The organism is Zwartia lucis, from assembly GCF_965234455.1.
Taxonomy (GTDB): Bacteria; Pseudomonadota; Gammaproteobacteria; order Burkholderiales; family Burkholderiaceae_B; genus Zwartia; species Zwartia lucis.
The window spans coordinates 1,144,363-1,169,157 of the sequence record NZ_OZ248472.1; the positions used below are offsets into that span (position 1 = coordinate 1,144,363).

Consider the following 24,795-nt stretch of genomic DNA (forward strand, 5'->3'; position numbering starts at 1 on the left):
TCATGAAGAGTTATATCTCTCGCCGTCATTTTCTACAGACTACAGCCGCTATTGCTGGTGCAGTGACATATCCAAATATAGCGTTTGCAAAAGGATCGGTCAGTAGTGCTATTTATCCAGGAGCTTGGGATGAGGCATACCGAAAAATCGTAGCGCCCGCGCTTAAAAAAAATGCAGGTGTTGAATTAGAGCTTCAACCGCTTTTTGCCGTGGATCAGATCGCAAAAGCGAAGGCCGCGCGGGGGCGACCTGTATTTGACACGTTTGTTCTTGATCCAGGACCGAGCGCGACGGGAAAGGCAGATGGTTTATTTGAAAAATTTGATGTCAGCAAGCTGAAAAACGCTTCCGCCTTGCCCCCCGGACTAGTGGATGCCTTTGGAGTGCCGATCACTGCACAATTTGTCGGCATTGCTTATAACCCTAAAAAATTTAGTAAACCACCTACTAAGTGGGCAGACCTCTTTCAAGAGCCCTATGTGTCGCGTCTTGGGTTAACTGGATTTCAAACAACATTTGGTACGGTTGCCATCATTGAATTCGCCAAGGCCTTTGGTGGGTCGCTGACAAACGTGGATCCATTTTTTGTTGAGTTAAGAAAGGTTCTTAAAAAAGTGGCGGTGATTGGAGCACCAGCTGCTATGCCTGGTCTTTTCCAACAAGGTCAGTGTGATGTCATGTACGCGAACACACAAACTGTCGGCATTTTGAAATCGAGGGGTGTGGATATTGAGTTTATTGCGCCTGAGAGTGGTATCGCGACGTTCTTTACAACGATGCACATTGCTAAAAGATCAGAAGACATCGAGAATGCCTACAAATACATTGATACAGTTCTTAGCGTTGATGTGCAGGCACAATTGATGAAGCCGCCTTACTTCATGGCCCCTGTCAATACAAAAGTTGCACTCGATGGATCGTTACCAATTAAAAATCTGAGTGAAATGAGCAAGATGATCCAGCATGATTGGACTCAGATCAACCCATTGCGTGCAGAGTGGATCACGCGTTTCAATAAAGAAGTGTCTTGATATCTAGGACTTCCTTTAAGGCTCGCGAGTGGCAACTGACACTGCCACTCGCAGTTGCGTTTCTTGCTTTTTTCGTCGCACCTCTAGCGATTCTGTTTATTGTGAGTGGATTTGAGGATGACAAGATCACTCAAGTCGGACTCAAGACGTGGGCAAATTTCATAGGTGATCCTTTTTATTGGGTCGTCACTGGAAATACCCTAAAACTTGGTTTGTTGACGGTATTGGCTACGCTTTTGATCGGTTACCCGCTTGCTGTGGTCTATATGCGAGCCAGTCCGAAAATCCAGAAAATTTTAATCTTGATTATTATTATGCCGATGCTGTTATCGGTCGTGGTGCGAACGTTTGCCTGGATTGTGATTCTCGGTCGTGAAGGGGTCATTAATCAAACGCTTCTCAGCTTGGGGTTAACCTCTACACCCCTCAGGTTGCTGCAAACGGAGTTGGGTTTGATTATTTCATTGACTCAAATTGAGTTACCACTGATGGTGTTGCCCTTGATCAGCGTCATGTCGAGGATTGATCCTAGCGTGCATGATGCCTCTGCGGCTTTAGGCGCATCCCGCTGGCGAACTTTTTTTAAGGTCACAATCCCCTTGAGTTTGCCGGGTTTGATTGCAGGATGTACGCTGGTCTTTGCGAGTTCTACAACAGCTTTTATTTCACAGTCTGTTATCGGTGGAAATCGACTGGTTTATTTGCCTTTAGTGGTTTGGCAACAATCTCTCGTTGTGTACAACTGGCCTTTAGCATCGGTCGCCGCGGTCACGCTATTGTTGTCAGTGATGAGTTGCATCATTCTTTTGAATCTCATTGGTCGCAGAAGCATGAGGTATCTTAATGTCTAGACGAAACTCATTCGGAGATTTGACGCACGAGTTTGTCATTTACAGTCTTGCTGGTTTGGCTATCCTTGTGCTGTTGGGACCTGTCATCGTAGTTTTAATCACTTCATTTACAGACAGCCAGTCATTAAAGTTTCCACCCCAAGGTTTTTCATTCCAATGGTATGAAAAACTTTTCGATCCAATTGAGTCTCGTCAAATTCATCGTGCTGCATTCAATACACTTGAAGTGGCGATGTGGGCTGCTGGGGCAGCCTCATTGCTTGGAACGTGCGCCGCTCTTGGCATTGCTTCAACGCGATCGGGTTGGTCAAAATTCGCTGATTCGTTTTTTATGTCCCCACTGATTTTGCCCGGAATCGCGTTCGGCCTTGCAGCACTCATGTATTTTTCATTACTTGGTATTAGGCCCTCTCTGGCCTTGATCGTGATTGGTCATTTCGTGATGATTGTTCCTTTTGTGTTGAGGACAACTTTGGCAAGTCTGACTCAGCTTGATCCATCGCTCCTTGAATGCTCGGCGAGCCTTGGCGCAACGCGCCTATATACTTTTCGGCGGATTACCTTGCCCGTGATTATGCCGGGTATCGCAGCGGGGACGTTCATGGCTTTTATGGCTTCGGTCGATAACGTACCTGTCTCCCTCTTTTTATCTGGTCCCAAGAGCGACATGTTGCCGATTAGGCTTTGGGGGATGATGGAGTCTACGCTTGACGTTCGTGTCGCCGCGGTCTCGGGTGTGTTGATTATTTCTGTATTGATTTTAATGTTACTCATGGAGCGTTTGACGGGATTAAGTCAACGCATCAAGGGCTAGCCCTCTCAACTTGCATCACCTTTTCGTGTGACACTATGAATTCATTTTTCGTTAAACCTTTAAATGCCCAAGACTTCGCGCCTTTTGGTGATGTCATTGAAATGCCCAAGCAGCCTGGCAGAATTTACTACTCTGATGCACTCGGCAACTTACGCGCGCATGCTTTACCTTCTCTCTCAACAACGTTTAAAGAGCCTAATAGCGATTTACCGATCGAGGTTTCTTTACTTGAGCGTCACGAGTTTTCTTCGCAGTCGTTTTTACCTGCGCATGTCAAATCATGGCTGATTGTTGTGGCACCACATGGCCCAGACGGAAAGCCAGATTTGAATCGCGTCGAAGCTTTTTTGGCGAATGGTCAACAAGGTATCACTTATAAGCCAAACACTTGGCATCATGGACTGACGGTTTTTGGCGAACCTGCGAAATTCAATATCTTTATGTGGCGAGACAATACGAGTGGTGACGAAGAGTTTGTCCCTGTGACTCCTTTTATGGTCAAGCTCACTTAGCTTTAATTGATTCAACGACATTCGGAGACTTAAGATGAAATGGCAACCTTCTCGTGATTTGATTGGCTATGCAAATAATCCTCCCGATCCCAAGTGGCCAGGTGGTGCCCGCTTGGCGGTGAATTTTGTGATGAATTACGAGGAAGGTTCAGAGCCTTCAATACAAGATGGTGAAAGTTTTTCAGAAACGGGTTTAACAGAAGCCCATGGACTAAATCAGGCAGGAAATGGCCGTGACTTGGCTGCAGAGGGCATGTTTGAATATGGAAGCCGCGTTGGATTTTGGCGGCTCGTTAAGCTTTTCGAAGAAAGAGGTCTGCCTTTAACGGTGTTTGGCTGCGCACTTGCTTTGGAACGCAATCCTTTGGCTGCCGAAAAAATCAGGCAAATGGACTATGACGTTTGTTGCCACGGCTGGCGGTGGATCAAGCATTTTGAGTTGACCGAGGAGCAGGAACGAGAGCATATTCGCTTAGCAATTGAGTCACTCAAAAAAACGATTGGTGAAAGACCACTCGGTTGGTACTGCCGTTATGGTCCCAGCGTTAATACGCGCAGATTGGTTGCGGAAGAGGGTGGATTTTTATACGACTCTGATTCCTATGCAGATGAGTTGCCTTTTTGGCAAACCGTTGAAGGTAAGCCGCATTTAGTTGTGCCTTATTCTCTGACCAACAACGATGGTAAGTATGCGGGTACTGTCGGCACTTCTGATGAGTGGTTTCATTTTGTCAAAGATGCCTTTGATACTCTTTACGAAGAGGGTAAAACGCAACCAAAAATGATGTCTGTGGGTTTGCATATGCGTCTGATCGGTCACCCAGCCCGCTCCGCTGGGCTGCGACGATTACTAGACTATATTGCAACCAAAAAAGACGTTTGGGTGACACGCAGAATTGATATTGCTAATCACTGGTTGAAAACGCACCCGTACCCAGGTATCAAGCCCTAATTAGAGCTGGATCAACTGTACTTTTGGACGAGGTCGTGAGAAGCGGGATGTTATTTCTGAGGGACTGTTTTTTTTATCTTAATCAGTGTTAAGGTTTAAAAAACAGGAGAGACAAGATGTTCACCCAAATGTTACCCAAGGGTATCGCAGCCATTTTCCTTTTAGTTGCAGGCACCTCATTTAGCGCCTCACTGTTTGCTCAGACCGATAGTTATCCACAGCGCACGGTACGGATTGTCGTGCCAGTTTCCGCGGGTGGCAGCACGGACAAGATCGCGCGTCTGATCTCGGAAAAACTTAGCACTGCCTGGGGACAGACTGTCATTGTGGAAAACGTGACGGGTGCGGGCGGTGCGATTGGTGCAGCGCAGGTGGCCAGAGCAAAGCCCGATGGCTATACGCTCGTCTTGCATAGTGATGCCATTGTTCTCAATACGATTCTCATGAAAAATCCCCCCTACACGCTGAATGATTTAACAGGTGTCATGCGTTTGGTCGTGAATCCACAGGTGTTGGTATCGAATCCGAACTTTCAAGCGAAGACGTTCAAAGAGTATGTGGAGTATGCCAAAAAAAATCCAGGGAAAATTTCCCTAGGCTTACCGACGAGCGGCGGCATTGCGCACATTGCACACGAAGTACTGGCAAGGGCCGCAGACATACAGGTTAACTACATTCCCTACAAAGGCGGAGCGCCAGCGGCCTTGGATGCGATGGCAGGGCATATCGATGCCACCGTCATTACGCTCGCGGCAGTCACTGAGCAGATCAAGGCTAGCAAGCTGCGTGCTTTAGCGGTTACAACGGATTATCGATCACCTGTATTTCCGGAGGTGCCGACTATGGCCGAAGCGGGCTATCCAGCGGTCAATATCGAAAGTTGGCAAGGGATGCTGGCGCCCAAAGGCACACCTACGGCTATCTTGGAAAAAATCAACAAGGATGTGATGGCGATCGTCCGAGATCCAGCCAATATCAAGCAAATCGAAGCTTTGGGTTTTAGTGTGTCGGCGAACTCGGTACCCGCGTTTAATACGATGTTGCAAGAGGTCCGTCAAAAATATGCGGACATCATCACGCAAGCGGGCATTGTGCAGCAGTGATTTAGCGATCAGTGCAATGAGGAGGCCAGCTTGAATAATGGGTGATGAATTCGTTATAAGATTGCACTTGTCAGTATGACCACATAAAAATCAATCGTATCTGGAGAGGACATGTCATTGAACAAACTTAAAGCTTTAGCCCTAGGTCTTTCGTTTTCGCTTGCTGCGACGGCTACGGTGGCCCAGGAGTTTCCGCAAAAGCCCATCACACTGATCGTGCCTGTCGCGGCGGGGGGTACGACGGATATCGCTGGACGCATATTGGCCAATCAGCTCAAGGATGTGCTGGGGCAGATGGTGATTGTTGAAAACAAACCTGGCGCGAGCGGTGGTATCGGTAACTCATTCATTGCGCGTGCGAATCCTGATGGCTATACCCTCGTGCTCGCGTATGAGGGCTTTAACACGGGTAATCCGGCATTGGCTAAGAGTTTGCCTTGGGATCCTGTTAAGAGTTTCACGCCTATCGCAGAAGTGATCAGGGGTCCTCACCTGGTCCTCGTACCTAAAGATTCGCAGTTCAAGGACTTGAAAGACTTGGTGGCGTTCGCAAAGGCAAATCCCGGCAAACTAAATTACGCCTCTTCTGGTGTGGGCTCCATTCAGCACTTGGGTGCAGAATTACTCCAGCTCAAGACCGACTCCAAGATGGTGCATGTGCCCTATGGTGGCGCCGCACCAGCGATGAAGGATTTGCTTGCAGGTCGGATTGATTTGTTCATCACAACACCACCGACAGCGATGGGCCACCTCAAGGCTGGAACGTTGCGGGCGCTCGCCATCACCAGTGAGCAGCGTCACCCGATGCTGCCTGATGTGCCTACAACTGCTGAAGCGGGCTTACCTTCGTTTCAGTTAGATGCCTGGTTCACTGTGTTTGGTCCTGCAAATATGCCTGACGCTGTGGTCAAGAAACTCACTGACGCGATGAAGACGGTCATCACTTCGCCTCAGTTCGTCAAACAAATTAACGAGCAGGGCGCGACCGCCAGCTACCGTTCACCGAAAGAAGTGGCTGACATCGTCAATGTTGATTTGAAAAAATGGGCTGATGTTGTCAAGGCCGCTGGTATTAAGCCGGAGTAATCATTCACATGGAAGTCAAAAAATTAACCGGTACGATAGGCGCAGAGCTTTTAGGTGTTGACCTGTCCAAAGATTTGTCCGCGGCAACAATCAAGGACATCCGTCAGGCTTTGCTCGATAATCTGGTGATTTTTTTCCGTGACCAGACGCTGACGCCTGAGCAGCAGATTGCCTTTGTGGAAAAGTTTGGTCCGATCAGCACAACCCCTGTCTATCAAACGCACCCCACCTACCCACAAATCATGCCTGTCGTCAAAGAAGTCACCGACAAGGATGTCATCGGTGATACGTGGCACTCGGACGAGACCTACCAGCCGCAGCCACCGCTGGGCTCGGTACTGTATGCGCGTGAGGTTCCCAAGGTGGGTGGCGATACGCTTTGGGCCAATCAGTATTTAGCCTATGAGCGTTTGTCCGACGCCATGAAAAAGCAGCTCGAGGGCTTGCATGTGATCCACTCAAATGATTTTCTGAATGCCAATGCTCGACTTCGCAACAGCACGCGTTCAACCAAATTGCGTGAAGACGTGGGTCGTATCGACAGCCGTCACCCTGTTGTGCGGACGCATGAGGAAACAGGACGCAAGAGCTTGTTTGTGAACCAGCCTTTTACGTTTTGCTTTGAAGGGATGACACGTGACGAGAGTTTGCCCTTGCTGCAGTATCTCTATCAGGTGAGTAGCAAGCCTGAACTGACATGCCGCTTCCGTTGGCAGCCAGGCTCAATGGCGTTTTGGGATAACCGCTGCACCATGCACTATGCCATCAATGACTATCCGGGTCAGCGTCGTGAGATGCACCGCATCACCATTCAAGGTACGAGTCCAGTATGAGTGGACGCTTTGCTGGTACGGTGACGTTGATCACCGGCGCAAGTAAAGGCATTGGGCTCGCGACGGCGCAGCGCATCGCTAAAGATGGCGGAACCGTGATTGGCATCGCTCGCTCTGCAGTCGATGTCAATTTTCCAGGACCATTTTTTACAGCTGATCTGATTTCGGAGTCAGAGACTGCACAGGTGTTAGCGCAGATCACTGAGCAGTTTGAGATCGATCACTTGGTCAATAACGCAGGCAAGACTACGTCGAGTTTGTTGACGCAAACAACGTCCAAAGAGTTCGAAGAAATTTTGCAAATCAACATGCGGGCACCGATGCAGTGTTTGCAGGCATGCTTGCCCTCGATGGTGCGTAAAGGTCGTGGACGCGTGGTCAATATTTCAAGTCGTGCTGCGTTAGGAATGGTAAAAAGAACCGCCTATGCTGGCGCCAAGAGCGGTTTGATTGGCATGACTCGGACTTGGGCGCTCGAACTGGGCGCGCAGGGCATCACCGTCAATGCGGTTGCACCAGGGCCGGTGGCAACTGAGTTGTATTTGAAAAACAATCCAATGTTGCCCGAGGCGCGCGAGGCTTTTGCTTCGCGTATCCCACTCAAGCGCGTGGGAACCCCAGAGGAAATCGCAGGCGCGATTACCTATTTCTTGTCCGACGATGCAAGTTTTATCACAGGGCAAGTGCTGTATGTCTGTGGTGGTTTGTCGATTGGAGCAACACCAGTATAAAAAAACGGGGCAATCTAAAGATTGCCCCGGATGGATCATACCGCTGCACGTTTAGTCTTGTGACAGTCCAGTCTTTTTAATGACTGCAGCCCATTTGCTCACTTCGTCTTGCGTTCTTTTTGCGAGTTGCTCCGGTGTATTTGGAGCGGGTGGCAATTCAAAGCCAGCGCCTTCATATGCTTTTTTGAGTTCATCGGTTGCCAGTGCTTTTTTGACTTCTGTGTTGAGCAGGTCGATCACATCTTTCGGTGTGCCTTTTGGTGCATAGATCGCAAACCATGCAGACACATCAAAGCCAGGTACGCCAGACTCGCTCACAGTAGGGACGCCAGGCGCGAAGGGTGATTGGGCAGCAGAGGTGACAGCGAGTGCACGCAACTTTTCAGCGCGAACTTGGCCGATTGCCGAGGGTAGATTATCAAACATGGAGTCCACTTGACCACCGACGAGGTCTATTACAGCTGGGCCACTACCTTTGTAAGGAACATGCAGGAGATCAACACCAGCCTGCATTTTGAAAAGTTCGCAGGAAAGATGGATGGAGGAACCGGCGCCAGAAGAGGCACAAGATGCTTTACCTGGGTTTGCCTTAGCGTAAGCGATAAATTCTTTGAGGTTTTTGACAGGCAATTTAGGATTAATCACCAAAATATTCGCAATCGTCGTCAACGTGACGATGGGCGCGAAGTCGGTCAGGATGTCATAGTTCAGTTTTTTGTAAAGTGATTTATTGATCGTGTTGGCGACGGAGCCGACATAAAGCGTATAGCCATCAGGCTTGGCTTTAGCGACTAAGTCAGCGCCGATATTGCTATTGGCACCTGCGCGGTTTTCAACCACGAAGCTCTGTTTAGTTTGTTCGGAGAGTGATTTGGCAATTAAGCGCGCGACGCGGTCTGTGGCGCCACCGGGAGCATAGCCGACCACGAGCGTGACAGGCTTGTTAGGATAGGCTTGAGCGTGCGCAGCGCCTGCGGTTAATACAAAAGTCGCCGCAACGGCGCTCGCTAAGGGTAGAAATTTCATTGAGGTCTCCAACGATTAAGTAAACCAGAGCGGAATAGGAAGGCCAGATCGCTCATAGACTAGCTAACCATGTTAACCAATCCCGATGCATTTAGCCTATGGAGTTTACCCTGTGTGGAGATTAAAAGTCGTAGAGGCTAGCAGCGTTATCGACGAGTACTTTTTTAACGGTGAGAGGATCGCCTGCCCATTTGACAATACGCGTTAGTGCGGTGAAGTCGTCTTCGGACCTGAAGTATTCGATGACCTTTGGGTCGCGTTTGACCCCTTTAGGTGGCATGGGGTGCGGCCAGTCAGTGCCCCAGACCATACGATCTGGGTTGGCATTGATCAGAGCGCGCGCAAAAGCTTCGCCATCTGGATAGCCAGGAAGCTCCGAAATACGATAGGGCGCGGAAAGTTTGACATAGACTTTGCCGGACTGGACGAGTGTGCACAGTGCATCAAAGCCTGGCTGGCTCAGGGGTTTACTGGCATCGAGTTTGCCGAAATGATCGACCACCAGTGGGGTAGGTAATGCGCGAATCGTATCGTGCATGCCCGCGATTACGTCAAGATTGGTGTAGACCTGAACGTGCCAGCCAAGTGGCGCGACCTGCTCGGCAGCTGCTCGAAGTTGTTTTGCGGCAGATGTTGGATCGTTATGCCCATGTGTTTCTAAGTTGACACGGACACCCCTCACGCCAGCGGAATGAAACTTTTTTAGAGTCTCGAGACTAAAGCTATCATCGATGACGGCGACGCCACGGCCACGCGCGGGTCCCCAGGACTCAAGCGCATACAGCATGCTGGTGTTGTCGGTGCCGTAGGGGCTTGGGTGTGCCAGGACGACACGATCAACACCCATTGCCATGTGCAAGGCATCAAGCGCCTCAAGCGACGCAACAGCCGGTGTGTAATGGCGCTTTGCAGCAAAAGGAAATTGCTCAGCGGGTGGGAAAATATGGGTGTGGCAATCGCAGATGCCAGCCAAGCCGAGTGGTTTGAAGTCGACGGGTACGGTGAAAGGTGGTTGCATGACAGTGTCTAGGGTTAAAAGAATCGACATTCAATACTAACCACAAATTGACCTTCAGTCGACGCTGCGTCCACATTGCAAGACAAGCGTCCGCTAACTTGGTCTAACGTGAACTCCTTTATAGTGTCAGAAATAGGATATCTAAATTATAAAGATACCGACGAACGCAATATATTTTCGGAGACAAGCATGGGCGATATCAAAAAGCTAGGGTTCATTGGATTGGGCGTAATGGGAGAGCCCATGTGCCGTAATTTGGCGGTTAAGCAAGCTACTCGGGTATTAGCGTTTGATACGCAACAAGCACCTCTGGATAGATTAGGCAAAACAATTGACGCAGCAAAGTCCGTAGGTGAGGTGATACGCGGCTCTGACATAGTGTTTTTATCCTTGCCTTCGGGTGAGGTGGTGTCACAGATTTGTGAACAAGCGGATGGTCTGTTGGAAAACTGTCGAGCAGGTCAGATCGTGGTGGATCTCAGCACATCACCTGTTGAACTCACGCGAGCGTTGTATACAAAATTTAAAGCGAAAGGGGTGCTGTTGATGGATGCACCCGTTGCACGGACACGTGCAGCGGCTGAATCGGGCACGCTGTCGATCATGGTGGGTGGGATTGAGCATGATTTTGCGCAGATTGAACCTTACCTTGCCACTTTTGCCACTGAGATCACGCTATGCGGACCGGTAGGCAGTGGTCAGGTCGTCAAAATTTTAAATAATATGGTGTTGTTTGAGACGGTTGCGGCTTTGTCCGAAGCGCGCGCGATCGCGCAGAAAGCGGGTGTCGATCCGAAAAAGTTATTTGAAACCTTGGCGTTAGGTTCTGCTGATAGTTTCGCACTTAGAAACCACGGACTGAAAGCAATCATCCCAGGAGACTTTCCTGAGCGCGCCTTTTCTGTCGAGTATGCGGCAAAAGATTTACGTTATGCCTTGGATCTCGCAGAGCAAACCCAAGTTGATGCCGCTGGCGCACGCAATGTCCGTCGACTCTTTGAGCTTGCGGTGGAGCGAGGCGATGGCGCTCTGTATCACCCCGTGATTAGTCGCGTGTTGGAAACTAAGGTCTGATTAAGACAGACTTTGCGCAAGCGTCTCAATGGCGCGCTGACGAGCCGGAGTATCATTAAAATCATCGCTGATTGAAGACCAATTGGGATGCGCGCGCGCAAGCGCGATGGTCTTTGTCAACGTTGGATTTTCAAGTGATAGTTGGGGGGCGTGTTCCAGACGAAGAGGGTTGAGTGTGGCGTGACCCCGACGTTCAAGACCGTTGAGTAGTTGCATTTGTCTGAGCGCAAGCACTTGCAAAATTGACTGATCGACAGTGAGTTCACGAAAACCTCGCAATTGTCCTAGTACTCTGTCACCCCAGCGATCAATGGCTTTCCATGCACCACCGGCAATCGCGCCGATCGCCATGCCTGTGCCGAGACTGAGCCCAGCACTGAGCACATCGACGGTGGCCCCCGCAGCAGCGCCAGCTGCGACGCCCATGCTGACGTGCACGCCAAAGTGTTGCAGTGCTTGAGGGCTAAATAGATCGAGTTCCCAGCGTCCTTCGGTAAGAGGGAGTGGGTTGGATAAATAGTCCTCTGGACGAAACTGAAACAAACTCAGCAAAGCATTGACACACGCTTGCTCGCGTTCACGAATTTGACTTTGTTGAAGTGTAATTTTGTTTGAAAGCGTATCTGCCTCAACGGATGTTCGAATCCTGAGCGAGGCGACGTCAATCAGCATACTGGCAATCAGATTGATTGAGGCGGCGTGTCTTGCCACGCGTTGCCTGGATGCCTGCTCTTGGAGCGCCAGTAAGGTCTGCTGATAGGACGAAAGAAAAAGTGATAAGGCTTGGTAAAGCTTTTCTTCGCCATCAATGGGTGGGCTCATGCTGTCAAACGATAATGCCGAATGCAAACCAACGCGAGCCAGTGCATCACGCCATTCTTGCGTGCGTGCTGTGTCACTTGCAACAAAATTCAATATGGGTAGCAAGGGTCTCGCACAGCCCGACAGAATGGCGAGTTCATCGCGATGTTTAGCAAGAACAGGCTCACGCACGTCAACGACATAAAGACCCGCATCACAACTTAATAACTTTTTAAGTACACGTGCCTCTTGCTCATATAGAGCCGAGGCTTCTGGACTGTCTAAAAAGAGTCGAATACGATCGGGACCATCAAGGCGTTGTCTGTGGTCCGACAGTTGTTCAAGGTAATCGAGTAGCCCAATACTGTCTTCTATTCCGGGCGTATCAAAAAGAACGAGCGCGGTATGTGAGCCGAGTATGATGCGCGCGCCTTGCACTTGTCGGGTCGAGCCAGGCATATCATCGACGTCTCCGAAGTGGATGTCCCGTATTAGGGTGCGCAGCAAGGACGTTTTGCCAACGTTGGTGTGACCAACAACCGCTATTTGCAGTGTCGATTGTTCAGTCATGATGACGTTCAAACCATTGCATCACGCTTGCGGCATCGTCTCGGGTCGAAAGTTCGAGCGGGGTATGGTGACCCAGTTGAGCTCGCCAAGCCGCCGTGTGAGCGTTTGACGCTTGGCTATGACGTAGCCATATCAAGGTTTTGTTGGCGCATTCGGAAAGGTCTGTGATGAGACGCAGAGTGCCACGGTCTGGTGAATGCCGAGCATCGCAGACTAACACTAGATTTTTAGGGCGTGTGTGCGCCACGGTGCCTAAGACTTGATGACGCGACGCACGCGAATCGATGGGCCCCGCGCAGGTGACGATTGAGCCGATACCTTCGGGAGGCCAGATATCCTGTGGATCAGGTTCGATCGCAACTAAAAAATATTCAGTATGGAAGGTGTTACTGGAGTAATAACTTTTCTTAGGGTCGATTTTAAAAACAGACGCAGGTGGAGGGGTGTCTGTGGAATGAGGCGTCGTTGAGCGCATTCGGTTCAAGACGGCGACATAATAGGGAGATGTGAGATCTGGTTTGATATGGACGCGACGTTTCAAGACAATACAAGTAGACATCAGCCACAAGAAAAATCTGGGCAGTACGCCATAAATCATGAGACAACCTAAGAGCCATCCAGACCACAACTGTCGCGTGATATCGGCACTGTTTTGCGAGACTGAGCCGCTGACTCGCACAAGCTCAGGATCTGGCACGGGAAAGCCTAACCATTGTGGGATCACGGCCAATCGTCCAACTCCGGTCACAAATACCTCTGAAGACAAGACGGTTGTTTCCCATACAAAATCATATTGACGTGTTGAAAGTGCAAAGAGGGTTGCGGCAGCAGCTGCAAGCAATAGGATCATCCAGATAAAATGTGTGCCGGCACTTAAGAGCCATCGTGTGGCGCGTGCTTGGTGCCATACGCTCCACCATGCTTGAACAGCTAAGCCTATATCTGGGCCACGCGCTATTTTGCGCGTCAACCAAGGCCAGAGTTGTGCGAGTCGCCCACCAGACGCGGTGGGTGACAGCAGCGTGACACACCAAATAATGAGAGAAAGCAAATTTAGACCCAAAAGCGAAAGAAGGGCCCAGACGATGTTAACGGGTTGAGTACCGTTCCCGAGCGTGGCAAACGCACTGCTAACGCCAGCGATGATGGCTACGCTAAATATGACGAAGAAGGCCAACCAGCCAGCAGAATTGAGTGTCGTCATGGCAGTTGCGAGGCCGCTCGACTGGTTCAGCTCTTTGGCACGACGGATAATTTTTGCCATTGGAGAACGTTCGTTTTGGGCTAGAAGCCTTGCCTTGCTGTCATCTTGTGGACCCCATTGGCTCTCTCTCAAATGGATGACTTCGCAAAGCCAAGCTTGGTTAAACGTGACCGAATCATGCTTTTCCATCACCAGGCTACCGTCGTCTTTGACGAATTAACACAATACCCACGAATAAGGCAGGTAAGGAGCAAACAATAAAGCCGATGCCGTAATTGTTGGTCATGCCAAGTAAAAGAGAAAAGATCGAAGGTGCGGTGAGGGCACCGACTTGTCCAAACGACAAGACTCCGCCAGTGACCGCACCGCGGCCACCCTCAGGCGCTTCTCGCGCTGTTTCAGCTAGCAATACGCCATGCCATGACAGGGCTGTCGCGCTGATGAGGGTCGCCACGATACCTATGATAATCGTGGGCCAGCCCTCGGCACAGAGACTGAGGAGCATCATGCTAATCGCCATTCCAATCGCGAGCGCGGCCATCATCGTACGCGGATGCACATAGGAGCTACCGAGCAAGCCCCAAATAATACGGCCTGGGACGGCAACCGCGACTGCGATCGAAAAGATAAATCCTGCAGCAACTAAGGTGTACCCCATTGTCGTGAGGTAGACGACAAAATAGACGGTGAAAATTGTTTGTGCGGTATTGAAAGCAAAACATGCAAAAGAGAGATTGCGTAACTCTCTTGTTCCTATAACGGCGCGAAGCGTATTGCCAAAATCAGACAAATGAAATTTGCGGGTGGGATCTCGATCGTCATCAAATTTTTTGACCAAGGGTTGCAGCATCAATGTGAATGCAATACAAGCCAAGGCAGTAATGAGCATGGTGTATCGCCAGCTTGACCATTGCGTCAGTTGCGGTCCCAAGATTCCTGCTAGTAATAAACCTGCAGGCACAGCAGTTTGTTTGATTGAAAAAATTAAAGGTAAATAACGAGGGGGGGAGCAACGCCCTAATAAATGAGAACTCGAGGGTGTTGAAACTGCTGCGCCGCCACCGCTCAACATTGCTGAAAGTACGAGTGCAATAGGATGCCCGATTGTGGCCAACGCCATCCCTAGACCGAGCAATACAAGCGCCAACTGACTCATGCGCATCGCACCAAAACGAATGATGAAGCTGCCGCAGCCGAGTTGGGTGGAAAGTGCCGCGCCTGCTGCGATTGAAAAGTAGACACCAATCCAAGCCGAATCGATCATGAGATCTGCAATGATGGCAGGTGCAATCACAGCCGGCAAGGCACGACCTATGGCTGCGAAGGTTTGTTGCAAGAACATTGCCACCAGGGCAATCAGAATATGATTCACAAGAGGTTGTTAACGGTGAGCTAAAGACAAAAAAAATCAGCGATAGTTGCAGCGCAGCGCGGTTGGGTTACACCATCTTAGGATACCGTATGTGAGAAAGATCTGTTGATCTAGGTTATAAAGCTTATCAAAATAACAATAATTGACGTGGTTTAACAACGACTTATTCGGAGCATCTCAATGAATTTCACTACGGCTGTCTCAACCTGCCTATCCAAATACGCCACGTTTAGCGGACGCGCGACGCGAAGTGAGTTCTGGTGGTTTTATTTGTTTACAGTTTTGCTTGGCTGGGGTGCAACGGTTGTTGGTGCTACCTTGGTCGATGGCGGTGCATTTTTGGGTAATGTGATCGCTCTGATTTTTCTGATCCCAACCTTCGCCGCGGGTAGCCGCCGCCTGCATGACACTGGGCGCAGTGGATGGTGGCAGTTGTTGGTCATCACGGTTATTGGTATTTTGCTATTGATTATCTGGTTCGCGATGGATAGTGAAAAATCCTCAAATAAATATGGTGCCTATTCCGTCTGAGTGCCCGTTAAGACAGGCTCAGAAATTCCCTGATTGTTCGGTTGATGAATTGTGTTTGACTCGAACCAGGCATGGCCCGCCAGGCCAGATGGCCTTTATTTGAGTCAACTGGCGCATAGGTGACTTTCGCCAGACCTTGGGCAAGTTGTTGGGCGCCCTCTACACTTAGTAAGCGCTCTGTCATGCAAGGCAGCACGAGTGTATTGGCATTGACACGCGCAAGGGCCTTAGCCAGATTACCGTCAAAGCATACGCTTACGTCATGCTGTGAGGATGCCTGATAGCGCTTCAGTAAACTCCATGCATCCCAGCTTGCGAACCAATCTGCTGCAGCGGTGGCCTCGCGTTCAAGCGCGGTGTAATCCGACTCAGCAATATATGTATCCGTGACGGTCCAGGCAAAGTAATGTTTGCCTGCGAGTTTGAGGCCTTCAGTGGGTGCCGAAGTGTATTGGCCGTTGTTCCAATGAGGATCGAGCTTAATTATATCGACCATGCGTTGCGTTGCGAGTTGAAAACTATTGCTCGCGCGCCAATCCGGAACCATCAGGATTGCTGACCGAACCATATCGGGGAAGTGAATGAGCCACTCAAGTGCTTGGAAGGCACCCATGGATGCTCCGGCAAGTACGGCGATGGGCTGATCTCCAAGGCCAAGTCCATTTTTGACCAATTGCACCTGAGCATGCACCATGTCTCGAATGGTGTAATTTGGGAAGGCAGCACCTAAACCATCGGCGGGCTTGGACGAGGTCCCGCCCCCAATCGCATCGGTACTGATGACGCAATAGTGATCTGTGTCGTAGGAACGTCCAGAGCCGATGTGTTCCAGGATGCTATGCCTCACATTACCGGTGCCAGGCAACACCAGCAACAGATTGTCCCGTTGCGCATTGAGTTCTCCAAAGCGGAGATAACCAATATTAAGTTCGGGTAGTGTTTGGCCAGACTCAAAAGTAAAGTGCTTGAGTGTAAAGAGGCCTTCGTGCGCAGGGGGTCTGGTCGAGTCAGCAGTCATTGTTTAGTGTTGAATTTTTTGGATAGGCATACTGTATGCCTGCATCCTCTATTTGTAAATCGTGTTAATTTTTGATGAAACGAGTCGAACAAAATAGGAGATGAGATGAAAGGGGTCGTCGTGTGTCCGCAGCCGCGTGCTGCCGAGGTAGGTGCTGAAATACTTGAAAAAGGTGGCAATGCGTTCGATGCCGCACTCGCAACAGCCTTTTCTCAAATGGTCAATGACCCCTTTATGTGTGGCTTAGGCGGTATGGGGACCTTGCATTATTACGCTGCCAAAACAGGCACGAGTGGCATGATTGATTTCTACAATCGAGCGGGATCGAAGGTGCGCCCCGAGATGTGGGAAAAGGATTGCAAAGGTCGTACGCCTATTTCAGGCTATAGCTTGTTTGACGACTTTCGAAGTGAAATCGGCTACACCGCCATCATGACGCCCGGCACCCCTGCAGGTCTGGGTTTACTTCATGAAAAGCTTGGCTCAATGCCTTGGGCCGATTTGATTGCGCCTGCGATTGAGCAGGCGGTTGAGGGCATCATCGTGACACCAAATGGTGCGAGCGTGTGGAGTGGTTATGCCCAGCCAGGTATTCCTGATGGGCTCACACGCATTCGTAAGACAGCAGAGTGTGCGCGTGTGTACTTGCACCCTGAGGGACGACTCTATCAAGTCGGTGACGTAATGAGGCTTCCCGACTATGCGCGGACGCTTGAGCGTCTTGCGAAGGGTGGCTGGCGAGAGTTCCATCAAGGTGCGCTCGGTGATGAAATCGCTCGAGACTTGGCATTAAATGGCGCCTTTGTGACGCGGCAAGATTTGGCGGACTATCAACCCGAAGAGAGTGCGCCTCTCGTCGGTCATTATCGTGGCTATGAGGTGAGGTCTAATCCGCCCCCCGGTAGTGGTGCGACCTTGATTGAGATGTTACAGATTCTGGAGCATTTTGATTTGAGTGCGCTCGAGCACGGATCGACGCGACATATAGATTTAGTTGCGCGCGCCATGGCCGCGGCGCACGTCGATCGTAACGCCTATCTTGGCGATCCACGCTTTGCGGATGTGCCCACCGATATGCTGATCTCCAAAAAACGCGCAGCGTACTGGGCGGAACGGATCAAAAGCGGTCGTTATGCTGGGGGCCAAGAAGAAGCCCCACCGGGCTGTACCACGCATGTCTGTGTCATGGATGCAGCAGGTAATGCCGTATCAATGACACATACGCTTGGAACGGCTGCGGGTGTTGTGACGCCCGGCTTGGGTTTTAATTACAACAACTCAATGAAATTGTTTGATCCCGTGCCGGGCAAAAAGAATTCGATGGCGCCTGGCAAGGCACGTACGACTGGGATGGTACCCACGATGTTGCTCAAGGATGGTAAGCCAGTCCTCTTAGCGGGAGCCCCAGGTGGGAGTGTCATTATCAGCGCGACGTTGCAATCGATTTTAAATATCGTGGATTTTGGGATGTCGCCTGTTGAAGCTGTCACCGTCCCTCGGATACATTGCGAGGGCTTGGGTATTCATACTGAGGCGACTGTGCCACGTTCAGTGATCCGCGAATTACGCGCAATGGGGCATGTTGTGCATCAGAGTGCACATAGTTTTGAGCCCAGCATGTCGCGTGCACATGTGATTTCAACGATTGGTGGTCGTATGAGAGGAGGGGCGGATCCTAGAGGGGGGGCGGGCGTGGTTTACGCGCGATCTTAATGATCCTTTACTTGTCAATCATCTAAATTTTTATTTTAAAATTTTATTTTAGAATAAGCATAAGATTAGGTGATGTAACATAAGTCCAACATCAATCTCCTAGCAGGATGACAAAGATGCTGTCAGACGACCAGAAAAAAATCATTGAAGCCCGAAGAGCGTCATCGGCATGCGTAAACCGTGGGTGACGCAAAAGATGCGCTAGATAAACTGTTTAAAAGCAAGTTTCCATTGAGTCCTGAGTTACAGAATAGGAGTTTGGCCTCTCTTTATTTAAATATCTATGAGCTTGTGCCAGGCACTCAGCAGCAAAAGGCTCAAGCAGCAATTGGATTTATTCGGGAATTAGAAAATGCTGAATCTTTACTCAATTCCCAAACTGATAATACCAAGTCGATAGATAAAAAAGACAAGGTGCAGTTTACGAAGCTCATTCAGTCTATTCAAGTCTTGAAGCTCAGTACCCCATAATTATTATTCAGCAGTGCACCCAGTTGCTGTGCAATATTGATGTGTTCTGGTTTAACGTGAGGGTGTTTCATCAGGATGTTGAGTGTACCCAAACACACTCCATCACGCGTGATGGGAATATTGATGACGGATTGCAAACCTAAGCGTGCAATGGTTTCATGGTCATCAAATGATTGCCGAATCGCTTCAGTGCCTTCGCCGATAAATATTTTTTGGTCAATGAGAACATGCTGACCCCAGGCCGTCCCTTTCTTTTGCTTGCGTCCGCCCGGCGGATAGGCCTCAGGGTTTGAGCTAAACAGTCGCTCAAGCTCCATGTGCTCAGGATAAAAGTTGTTGATAGTGAGCAGTTCGCGATCCAACAAAGCCATGGCGATCTGATCGATGCCATGGCATAGCTGCTGCACTTTATTGTCGTGTGCGTCGTTCAAACTCGCCTCGCGCTTTACTCAGCTGAAATGTTTAGCTCTTTGATGAGCTTTGTATAGCGATCGGTATCAGCTTGAAGTGTTTTAGTAAAACCTGCAGGTGTCGATTGCACGACCTCGACGCCAATGCCGCGCATTTTTTCAATGACAGCAGGTTGTGCGAGCGTTTTGTTGATCTCTGCATTGAGTTTGGTAGTGATGTCTGCAGGTAAATTTTTTGGACCAAACACACCATACCAAACGACCATCTCGTAACCGGGTAGTGTTTCTGCAACCGTTGGGGTGCTGGGCAATAACTCTGCACGTTTATCTTCAGTGACAGCAATAAGATTGAGTTTGCCTGACTTGACGTGAGGCAAGGTCTGCGTGCCTGCGCTAAACAGCACCTGTGTCTGACCGGAGACTGTGTCGAGCACGGCGGGTGCGCCACCTTTGTACGGGACGTGATTCATCGTGATGCCAGCGGCTTTCTCAAACATGGCGGCACTGATGTGGTTGGTAGAGCCCACGCCAGCGGAGGCGTAATTGAGTTTGCCAGGATTGGCTTTTGCATAGGCGATCAGATCAGGCACAGTTTTAGCGGGGACAGCAGCATTGGTCACCATGGTGTTGGTGACCAATGCGATTAGTGCAATAGGCGTGAAATCATCGACAGGATGAAAAGGCATTTTTGCAAATAACGCACCGTTCATCGCGTGGGTGCTCATCGAGCCCACGAGCAAGGTATAGCCATCGGGTTTTGCTTTGGCAACAGTGTTAGAACCAATGTTGCCGGAGGCGCCTGGTTTGTTATCTACTATAAAGGTCTGGCCAAGTGTTTTCGTCAAACTTTCTGACAACATCCGCGCCAAAATATCTGTAGAGCCACCAGGTGCCCAGGGCACAATGACGGATACGGTCTTATCTGGATACGCGGCATGTGCAGATGTGAGGGCTGCGCAAGAAAATACGCTAGCAACGAGTAGGCGAGTGAGATATTTGTTCATGAGTGACTCCGTCTTTAACTTGAATTAAAAATACGTACTGGTGTTGGTAGGTCATCAGGTTTTTATGTGTTCAACGACCGACTGCATAGCCTTGCATGCCGCGCGGATTGGCACCTGCACGCAAGACAAGCTGTCCGTTCAGGTCGGTTTCGCGTGTGCAGGCTGAAATGCGTCCCTCCGACCATGCCGCACCAACCTTCACATCGTGACCGACTTGCTTGAGTTGTTCAATCGTCGCTTCAGGCATACGTGATTCGAGCGTGATACGGTTGAGTTTAGTGGTACGCGGCCAGAATGACGAGGGGTAATGATCCAAATGCCACGACGGTGCCTCAATGGCCTCTTGTAGATTCATGCCATAGAGCGCGTGACGCAAAAAGAAAATCAGCAGCCACTGGTCTTGTTGATCTCCGCCTGGTGTGCCAAATGCCATATATGGTTTGCCATCACGCAAGGCCATCGAAGGTGATAGCGTTGTAGTGGGTCGTTTGCCCGGCTGGAGTTGGCTTGCCAGACCCTCGTCAAGCCAGGTCATTTGCAGTCGGGTATTGATAGAAAATCCGAGTGCAGGAATGATGGGGCTTGAGGAAAGCCAGCCACCTGAGGGTGTGGCTGAAACCATATTGCCCTCTTGATCAATCACGCTTAAATGACAGGTATCACCGACAAAGATCTCTTTGTCCGCCCACTCGCGTGCAGGCGGCAAGGCTGCAAAGGTTGGCTCGCCGATACCGTAGCGCGTATCCGAGATGGCCAGGATGCGCTCGCCGAGATCTAGGTCAGGCATGGCCGGCTGGCGACCATCGGGTTGACCGGGTCGTAAGGCTTTAGATGCAAGTGCCGCGATTTGTGCAAAGCGTTGTTTGCCGTAATCCGAACTCAGCATCGTTGTAAGTGGCACAGCGACAAAATCTGGATCGCCGAGCCAGACCATACGATCTGCAAGTGCGAGCTTGGCGGCCTCCGCAACATGGTGCACAAACTCAAAAGAGTCCGGTGCGTGTTTTTGTAATTCAGCGTTTTTCAGGATCGTAAGTTGTTGCAAGAAGGTCGCGCCCTGCGACCACACGCCGCATTTCGCGACGGTGTAGCGACCGAACTCAACCGTGATTGGTTCATCGTAGGTGGCTTGCCATTTGGCGAGATCCTCGTAACGCAAAAGCCCTTTGTTACGTTCGCCGGTGGTGTCCCTGATTTCAGCGTGCGTGTAATAGTCATCGATCGCGCGTGCCACGAAGCCCCGATACCAAATGTCTAGCGCAGCCTCGATTTGTTTGAGACGATCCGTACCGCCTTGGCTTTCGGCTTGTTCGATGATTGTTCGATACGTCTTGGCAAGCGCCGTGGATTGAAAGAGTGAACCAGGCGCAGGGACCTTGTCCTTGGGGAGCCAGACGTCTCGCGAGCTATGCCACTCGGCGCGGAATAAGTCTTGGACCGCAGTAATGGCTTGAACCACTCGCGGGATCAGGGGAAAGCCTTTTTCAGCATAACGGATAGCGGGTGCAAGCACTTCGGCAAGAGACATGCTGCCGTAGTCCCGTAGCATCGTCATCCAAGCACCAAAAGCGCCTGGAACGGTTGCGGGTAAGAGGCCGATGCCAGGAATGAGCCCAAGACCTTTTTCGCGAAAGTATTCGGGCGTTGCCAAGGCGGGCGCGCAGCCTTGGCCGCAAATCACACGCATGCGTTGTTCTTTTTCACTCCACAACATCAGCGGAACTTCACCACCTGGGCCGTTGAGGTGGGGCTCGACGACTTGTAATACGAAGCCGCCAGCTACCGCAGCATCAAAGGCATTGCCGCCACGCTCCAAGATAGACATGGCGGTCTGTGAGGCCAGCCAGTGTGTTGAGGAGACCACGCCAAAAGTGCCAATAATTTCTGGACGAGTAGTAAACGAATCCATATAGCTGCCTAGGTGATTGCAAAGTGGGGGTGAGCTTGCGGGCGCAGTCGAAGATATTAATAGGTATTTATTGCGTCGCAATCGCTGATTTTTGATTAAAACCTAGGGTTTTCCTAGGTTTTAATGGAGGTGGGCGCAATATAATCGTTTACTGATTTTATCTTTTACATTTTTTGGGCTGATGGAGACACCGCCATGATGAACCGTAGATCATTTATCACCAAAGCAGGTATTGCCGGCGCAGCTGGCCTTTCAACCGTTGCTGCCCCCGCTATTGCTCAACGCAAAATCACATGGCGCATGGTGACCACATGGCCCAAGAATTTTCCAGGTTTGGGTGTGGGTGCGCAGCGCTTGGCCGATCGTATTACCGCAGCGTCAGGCGGCCAACTGACCGTTCAGGTTTTTTCTGCGGGCGAACTTGTCCCCGCACTTCAATCCATCGATGCCGTGATTGACGGTGGTGCTGAGATGTCGCACGGTGCTGCTTACTATTGGCAGAACAAGAGCGTGGCACTGTCCTTTTTTACCGGTGTGCCTTTCGGTATGACCAGTCGCGAACTCGCGGCCTGGGTGCGCTATTTGGGTGGTCAGCAAATTTGGGATGAGGTCTATGACCAATTTGGACTGCAGGGCTTTTTGTCGGGTGACACCGGGACACAAGCCGGTGGTTGGTTCCCTAAAGAAATTAAGAGTCTTGAAGATGTCAAAGGCTTGCGTTTCCGTACGCCTGGCTTGGGTGGTCAGGTTTGGGGCAAGATGGGCGCCTCTGTGACGAACATGGCCGCTGGCGAGATTTTCCAAGCGTTGCAGTCTGGTGCGCTGGATGCCGCTGAGTTTGTCGGCCCCTATAACGATCTCGCGCTTGGTTTTTACAAAGCTCGCAAGATTTACTACACCTCGAGTTTCATCGAGCCAGGTTTGGCAACAGAGTTGGTGGTTAACAAAAAGAAATACCAAGCCTTGCCAAAGAGCTTGCAGGATCTGGTGCGCGATGTGTGCCAGGCCGAATACGACCAGGTTGCTTCTGACTTTGCTGCCAATGACCCACGTGCACTAGAAGTGCTGATCAAAGATCATGGCGTCAAAGCTATTCCTCAGTTCCCCGATAGCGTGGTTGAGGCCGCTGCAAAGGCCTCATTAGAGGTCTTGACCTCCATCCGCGATAAAGGCGATGCGTTGACTAAAAAGACGGCTGAGAGTTTTGTCAAAGGGCTCAACACCGTTCGCCTCAAAACTGAAGGTACGGATGCGCAATTTATTGCCGCGCGCGCTAAGTACTTTAAGATCTAATACGTTTAGTTTGAAAGTTAAAAACCCGGCGATCTGTCATAGATCACCGGGTTTTTTTCATGAATATTTTTATGGATATTTAGTAAAGAATCTTTGGTAACCAGGTGACGAGTTCTGGGAATACAAACAAAATAGCAAGCGCCAGCACCTGCAGACAAACAAAGGGAATGACGCCTTTGTAAATCATCCCCGTCGAAATACTGTTGGGTGCGACACTTCTCAGATAAAACAATGAGAATCCGAACGGAGGTGTGAGAAAGCTTGTTTGTAAATTGACGCCAACCATTACGCCAAGCCAGATGGGGTCGAGCCCAAGCATCAACAGAACCGGTGCGGTAATCGGGATCACGATGAAAATAATTTCAAAGGTGTCCAAGATAAAGCCGAGGACGAACATGATGAGCATCACCACGATCATCGCGCCCATCGCCCCACCTGGCAGCCCCGAGAGGAATTCATGTACCAGATTATCTCCACCCATTTGACGGAAGACGATCGAGAATACAGAGGCTCCAAACAGAATAATAAAGATCATCGAGGTGATCGTTGCAGTCGATATAGCAGCCTCGCGTAACACTCTCAAGGACAAGCGCCAACGTAAGGCAGCCAGAATCGTTGCACCAACCGCGCCGACGGAAGCAGCTTCAGTAGGTGTGGCGATTCCACCGATGATGGATCCCAGTACGGCGATGATCAGCAATAGTGGTGGCACCATCGCTGTGATGACTTCTTTGAAAATCCCCTTTTTCTCCTCATCACTAAAGGGCGTGGCCGGGCATGATTTCGGATCGACGATCGCTTTAAACACCATCCATCCCAAGTAAAGCAGTACCAACAGCATGCCGGGAATGAAGGCTCCCGCAAACAAATCACCTACTGAGACAGGAGTCGGCGCAAAATTACCTTTTGACATCTGTACTTGTGAGTTGATGCCCGCAAGTATGTCGGCCATGAAAATCAGTACGGTGGAGGGTGGGATGATTTGCCCCAAGGTGCCCGATGCACAGATCACTCCACTGGCGAGTTTGGGGTCATATCCTGCTCTGAGCATGGCGGGTAAAGAAATCAAGCCCATGGTCACGACGGTGGCACCCACCACGCCTGTTGATGCAGCGAGAAGGGCGCCGACTAAAATCACGGAAATCCCTAAGCCACCTCGCACATTGCCAAAGAGTTTGCCCATTGTCAGCAGCAATTCCTCGGCTATCTTGGAGCGCTCAAGCATGACGCCCATAAAGATAAAAAGCGGGACAGAAACCAATACTTCATTGGTCATAAAACCAATATATCGACCTGCAAGCGAGGCTAGATTTGAAAAATCAAAGACCTCAAAGTAGTAGCCGATTGCGCCAAAAATGAGTGAGGTGCCAGCCAGTGAGAATGCAACTGGAAAGCCCAGCATCAACATGCCGATCACACCAAAAAACATCAGACCCGCAAGAATTTCACCGATCAGTACGTAATCCAT

Annotated in this window: 24 protein-coding genes; 14 read left to right on the top strand and 10 right to left on the bottom strand. The window is 50.3% G+C overall.

Annotation, left to right across the window (positions count from 1 at the left end; all coding sequences use genetic code 11):
* Positions 1–2: 2 nt before the first annotated feature.
* The 9 genes from AC8GE9_RS05415 (at position 3) to AC8GE9_RS05455 (ending at position 7,913) form a co-directional block, all read left to right on the top strand.
* Positions 3–1,031, top strand: a complete 1,029-nt coding sequence (locus AC8GE9_RS05415; protein ID WP_506676088.1) for an extracellular solute-binding protein — start codon at positions 3–5, stop codon at positions 1,029–1,031.
* Entirely contained in the window at positions 1,028–1,882 is an 855-nt protein-coding gene (locus AC8GE9_RS05420) for an ABC transporter permease (protein WP_506676089.1), read from the top strand. Before AC8GE9_RS05415 ends, AC8GE9_RS05420 begins: the two co-directional genes overlap by 4 nt.
* Positions 1,875–2,696, top strand: coding sequence for an ABC transporter permease (locus AC8GE9_RS05425; RefSeq protein ID WP_506676090.1), 822 nt, complete (start codon positions 1,875–1,877; stop codon positions 2,694–2,696). The genes AC8GE9_RS05420 and AC8GE9_RS05425 overlap by 8 nt, the downstream gene beginning before the upstream one ends.
* Before the next feature lie 35 nt (positions 2,697–2,731).
* The gene (locus AC8GE9_RS05430; RefSeq protein WP_506676091.1) at positions 2,732–3,208 is read left to right on the top strand and encodes an ureidoglycolate lyase; all 477 of its coding nucleotides are present in this window, start codon (positions 2,732–2,734) and stop codon (positions 3,206–3,208) included.
* Between the two features lie 34 nt (positions 3,209–3,242).
* The gene (locus AC8GE9_RS05435) at positions 3,243–4,160 is read left to right on the top strand and encodes an allantoinase PuuE (protein WP_506676092.1); all 918 of its coding nucleotides are present in this window, start codon (positions 3,243–3,245) and stop codon (positions 4,158–4,160) included.
* A gap of 116 nt (positions 4,161–4,276) precedes the next feature.
* Positions 4,277–5,263, top strand: a complete 987-nt coding sequence (locus tag AC8GE9_RS05440) for a Bug family tripartite tricarboxylate transporter substrate binding protein (protein ID WP_506676093.1) — start codon at positions 4,277–4,279, stop codon at positions 5,261–5,263.
* 111 nt (positions 5,264–5,374) lie between these two features.
* On the top strand, positions 5,375–6,349 hold the full coding sequence (locus AC8GE9_RS05445; protein WP_506676094.1) for a Bug family tripartite tricarboxylate transporter substrate binding protein: 975 nt from the start codon (positions 5,375–5,377) through the stop codon (positions 6,347–6,349).
* An 8-nt stretch (positions 6,350–6,357) separates the two neighbouring features.
* Entirely contained in the window at positions 6,358–7,182 is an 825-nt protein-coding gene (locus AC8GE9_RS05450) for a TauD/TfdA dioxygenase family protein (protein ID WP_506676095.1), read from the top strand.
* The gene (locus AC8GE9_RS05455) at positions 7,179–7,913 is read left to right on the top strand and encodes an SDR family oxidoreductase (RefSeq protein WP_506676096.1); all 735 of its coding nucleotides are present in this window, start codon (positions 7,179–7,181) and stop codon (positions 7,911–7,913) included. The genes AC8GE9_RS05450 and AC8GE9_RS05455 overlap by 4 nt, the downstream gene beginning before the upstream one ends.
* Positions 7,914–7,964: 51 nt before the next feature.
* Here AC8GE9_RS05455 and AC8GE9_RS05460 read toward each other — a convergent pair whose 3' ends face one another.
* On the bottom strand, positions 7,965–8,939 hold the full coding sequence (locus AC8GE9_RS05460; RefSeq protein ID WP_506676097.1) for a Bug family tripartite tricarboxylate transporter substrate binding protein: 975 nt from the start codon (positions 8,937–8,939) through the stop codon (positions 7,965–7,967).
* A gap of 121 nt (positions 8,940–9,060) precedes the next feature.
* Positions 9,061–9,957: an amidohydrolase family protein gene (locus AC8GE9_RS05465; RefSeq protein ID WP_506676098.1), complete on the bottom strand. Its 897-nt coding sequence runs from the start codon at positions 9,955–9,957 to the stop codon at positions 9,061–9,063.
* Between the two features lie 189 nt (positions 9,958–10,146).
* Here AC8GE9_RS05465 and AC8GE9_RS05470 point away from each other — a divergent pair, with 189 nt between their 5' ends.
* A complete protein-coding gene (locus tag AC8GE9_RS05470; RefSeq protein ID WP_506676099.1) occupies positions 10,147–11,031 on the top strand; it encodes an NAD(P)-dependent oxidoreductase in 885 nt (294 codons plus the stop codon).
* Here AC8GE9_RS05470 and AC8GE9_RS05475 read toward each other — a convergent pair whose 3' ends face one another.
* Genes AC8GE9_RS05475 through AC8GE9_RS05485 form a run of 3 tightly spaced genes read right to left on the bottom strand, consistent with a single transcriptional unit; the run spans position 11,032 to position 14,978 of the window.
* The gene (locus tag AC8GE9_RS05475) at positions 11,032–12,402 is read right to left on the bottom strand and encodes a GTPase/DUF3482 domain-containing protein (RefSeq protein ID WP_506676100.1); all 1,371 of its coding nucleotides are present in this window, start codon (positions 12,400–12,402) and stop codon (positions 11,032–11,034) included. It abuts the gene before it with no gap.
* Complete coding sequence (locus AC8GE9_RS05480) at positions 12,395–13,795, bottom strand: DUF2868 domain-containing protein (RefSeq protein WP_506676101.1); 1,401 nt, start codon at positions 13,793–13,795, stop codon at positions 12,395–12,397. The genes AC8GE9_RS05475 and AC8GE9_RS05480 overlap by 8 nt, the downstream gene beginning before the upstream one ends.
* A gap of 7 nt (positions 13,796–13,802) precedes the next feature.
* A complete protein-coding gene (locus AC8GE9_RS05485; RefSeq protein ID WP_506676102.1) occupies positions 13,803–14,978 on the bottom strand; it encodes an MFS transporter in 1,176 nt (391 codons plus the stop codon).
* Positions 14,979–15,158: 180 nt separating this feature from the next.
* Here AC8GE9_RS05485 and AC8GE9_RS05490 point away from each other — a divergent pair, with 180 nt between their 5' ends.
* Positions 15,159–15,509, top strand: coding sequence for a DUF805 domain-containing protein (locus AC8GE9_RS05490; protein WP_506676103.1), 351 nt, complete (start codon positions 15,159–15,161; stop codon positions 15,507–15,509).
* A 7-nt stretch (positions 15,510–15,516) separates the two neighbouring features.
* On the opposite strand, the gene AC8GE9_RS05495 is transcribed toward AC8GE9_RS05490, so the two are convergent.
* Complete coding sequence (locus tag AC8GE9_RS05495) at positions 15,517–16,527, bottom strand: alpha/beta fold hydrolase (protein ID WP_506676104.1); 1,011 nt, start codon at positions 16,525–16,527, stop codon at positions 15,517–15,519.
* A 105-nt stretch (positions 16,528–16,632) separates the two neighbouring features.
* Here AC8GE9_RS05495 and ggt point away from each other — a divergent pair, with 105 nt between their 5' ends.
* Both ggt and AC8GE9_RS05505 read left to right on the top strand, forming a co-directional pair.
* Complete coding sequence (ggt, locus tag AC8GE9_RS05500) at positions 16,633–18,240, top strand: gamma-glutamyltransferase (protein ID WP_506676105.1); 1,608 nt, start codon at positions 16,633–16,635, stop codon at positions 18,238–18,240.
* 180 nt (positions 18,241–18,420) lie between these two features.
* Complete coding sequence (locus AC8GE9_RS05505) at positions 18,421–18,711, top strand: hypothetical protein (protein ID WP_506676106.1); 291 nt, start codon at positions 18,421–18,423, stop codon at positions 18,709–18,711.
* Here AC8GE9_RS05505 and AC8GE9_RS05510 read toward each other — a convergent pair.
* From AC8GE9_RS05510 to AC8GE9_RS05520, 3 genes are all read right to left on the bottom strand, one after another.
* Positions 18,684–19,142 carry a GAF domain-containing protein gene (locus AC8GE9_RS05510; protein ID WP_506676107.1) on the bottom strand — a complete coding sequence of 153 codons (459 nt, stop codon included), beginning with the start codon at positions 19,140–19,142 and terminating at the stop codon, positions 18,684–18,686. The genes AC8GE9_RS05505 and AC8GE9_RS05510 overlap by 28 nt on opposite strands.
* A 14-nt stretch (positions 19,143–19,156) precedes the next feature.
* Positions 19,157–20,125 carry a Bug family tripartite tricarboxylate transporter substrate binding protein gene (locus AC8GE9_RS05515; RefSeq protein ID WP_506676108.1) on the bottom strand — a complete coding sequence of 323 codons (969 nt, stop codon included), beginning with the start codon at positions 20,123–20,125 and terminating at the stop codon, positions 19,157–19,159.
* A 70-nt stretch (positions 20,126–20,195) separates the two neighbouring features.
* Positions 20,196–22,034 carry a gamma-glutamyltransferase family protein gene (locus AC8GE9_RS05520; protein ID WP_506676109.1) on the bottom strand — a complete coding sequence of 613 codons (1,839 nt, stop codon included), beginning with the start codon at positions 22,032–22,034 and terminating at the stop codon, positions 20,196–20,198.
* Positions 22,035–22,229: 195 nt separating this feature from the next.
* On the opposite strand from AC8GE9_RS05520, the gene AC8GE9_RS05525 reads away from it, so the two are divergent.
* Positions 22,230–23,327, top strand: coding sequence for a TRAP transporter substrate-binding protein (locus tag AC8GE9_RS05525; protein ID WP_506676110.1), 1,098 nt, complete (start codon positions 22,230–22,232; stop codon positions 23,325–23,327).
* A 79-nt stretch (positions 23,328–23,406) separates the two neighbouring features.
* Here the strand turns inward: AC8GE9_RS05525 and AC8GE9_RS05530 are convergent, their stop codons facing one another.
* On the bottom strand, positions 23,407–24,795 hold the full coding sequence (locus tag AC8GE9_RS05530) for a TRAP transporter large permease (RefSeq protein WP_506676111.1): 1,389 nt from the start codon (positions 24,793–24,795) through the stop codon (positions 23,407–23,409).

Bases quoted from the DNA above. Each gene is read 5' to 3' on its own strand.
- AC8GE9_RS05435 (WP_506676092.1), top strand. From the start codon at position 3,243: ATGAAATGGCAACCTTCTCGTGATTTGATTGGCTATGCAAATAATCCT.
- AC8GE9_RS05455 (WP_506676096.1), top strand. From the start codon at position 7,179: ATGAGTGGACGCTTTGCTGGTACGGTGACGTTGATCACCGGCGCAAGT.
- AC8GE9_RS05465 (WP_506676098.1), bottom strand. From the start codon at position 9,957: ATGCAACCACCTTTCACCGTACCCGTCGACTTCAAACCACTCGGCTTG.
- AC8GE9_RS05530 (WP_506676111.1), bottom strand. From the start codon at position 24,795: ATGGATTACGTACTGATCGGTGAAATTCTTGCGGGTCTGATGTTTTTT.
- AC8GE9_RS05480 (WP_506676101.1), bottom strand. From the start codon at position 13,795: ATGGAAAAGCATGATTCGGTCACGTTTAACCAAGCTTGGCTTTGCGAA.
- AC8GE9_RS05495 (WP_506676104.1), bottom strand. From the start codon at position 16,527: ATGACTGCTGACTCGACCAGACCCCCTGCGCACGAAGGCCTCTTTACA.
- AC8GE9_RS05445 (WP_506676094.1), top strand. From the start codon at position 5,375: ATGTCATTGAACAAACTTAAAGCTTTAGCCCTAGGTCTTTCGTTTTCG.
- AC8GE9_RS05440 (WP_506676093.1), top strand. From the start codon at position 4,277: ATGTTCACCCAAATGTTACCCAAGGGTATCGCAGCCATTTTCCTTTTA.
- AC8GE9_RS05430 (WP_506676091.1), top strand. From the start codon at position 2,732: ATGAATTCATTTTTCGTTAAACCTTTAAATGCCCAAGACTTCGCGCCT.
- AC8GE9_RS05450 (WP_506676095.1), top strand. From the start codon at position 6,358: ATGGAAGTCAAAAAATTAACCGGTACGATAGGCGCAGAGCTTTTAGGT.
- ggt (WP_506676105.1), top strand. From the start codon at position 16,633: ATGAAAGGGGTCGTCGTGTGTCCGCAGCCGCGTGCTGCCGAGGTAGGT.
- AC8GE9_RS05425 (WP_506676090.1), top strand. From the start codon at position 1,875: ATGTCTAGACGAAACTCATTCGGAGATTTGACGCACGAGTTTGTCATT.
- AC8GE9_RS05460 (WP_506676097.1), bottom strand. From the start codon at position 8,939: ATGAAATTTCTACCCTTAGCGAGCGCCGTTGCGGCGACTTTTGTATTA.
- AC8GE9_RS05525 (WP_506676110.1), top strand. From the start codon at position 22,230: ATGATGAACCGTAGATCATTTATCACCAAAGCAGGTATTGCCGGCGCA.
- AC8GE9_RS05520 (WP_506676109.1), bottom strand. From the start codon at position 22,034: ATGGATTCGTTTACTACTCGTCCAGAAATTATTGGCACTTTTGGCGTG.
- AC8GE9_RS05515 (WP_506676108.1), bottom strand. From the start codon at position 20,125: ATGAACAAATATCTCACTCGCCTACTCGTTGCTAGCGTATTTTCTTGC.
- AC8GE9_RS05470 (WP_506676099.1), top strand. From the start codon at position 10,147: ATGGGCGATATCAAAAAGCTAGGGTTCATTGGATTGGGCGTAATGGGA.
- AC8GE9_RS05490 (WP_506676103.1), top strand. From the start codon at position 15,159: ATGAATTTCACTACGGCTGTCTCAACCTGCCTATCCAAATACGCCACG.
- AC8GE9_RS05475 (WP_506676100.1), bottom strand. From the start codon at position 12,402: ATGACTGAACAATCGACACTGCAAATAGCGGTTGTTGGTCACACCAAC.
- AC8GE9_RS05415 (WP_506676088.1), top strand. From the start codon at position 3: ATGAAGAGTTATATCTCTCGCCGTCATTTTCTACAGACTACAGCCGCT.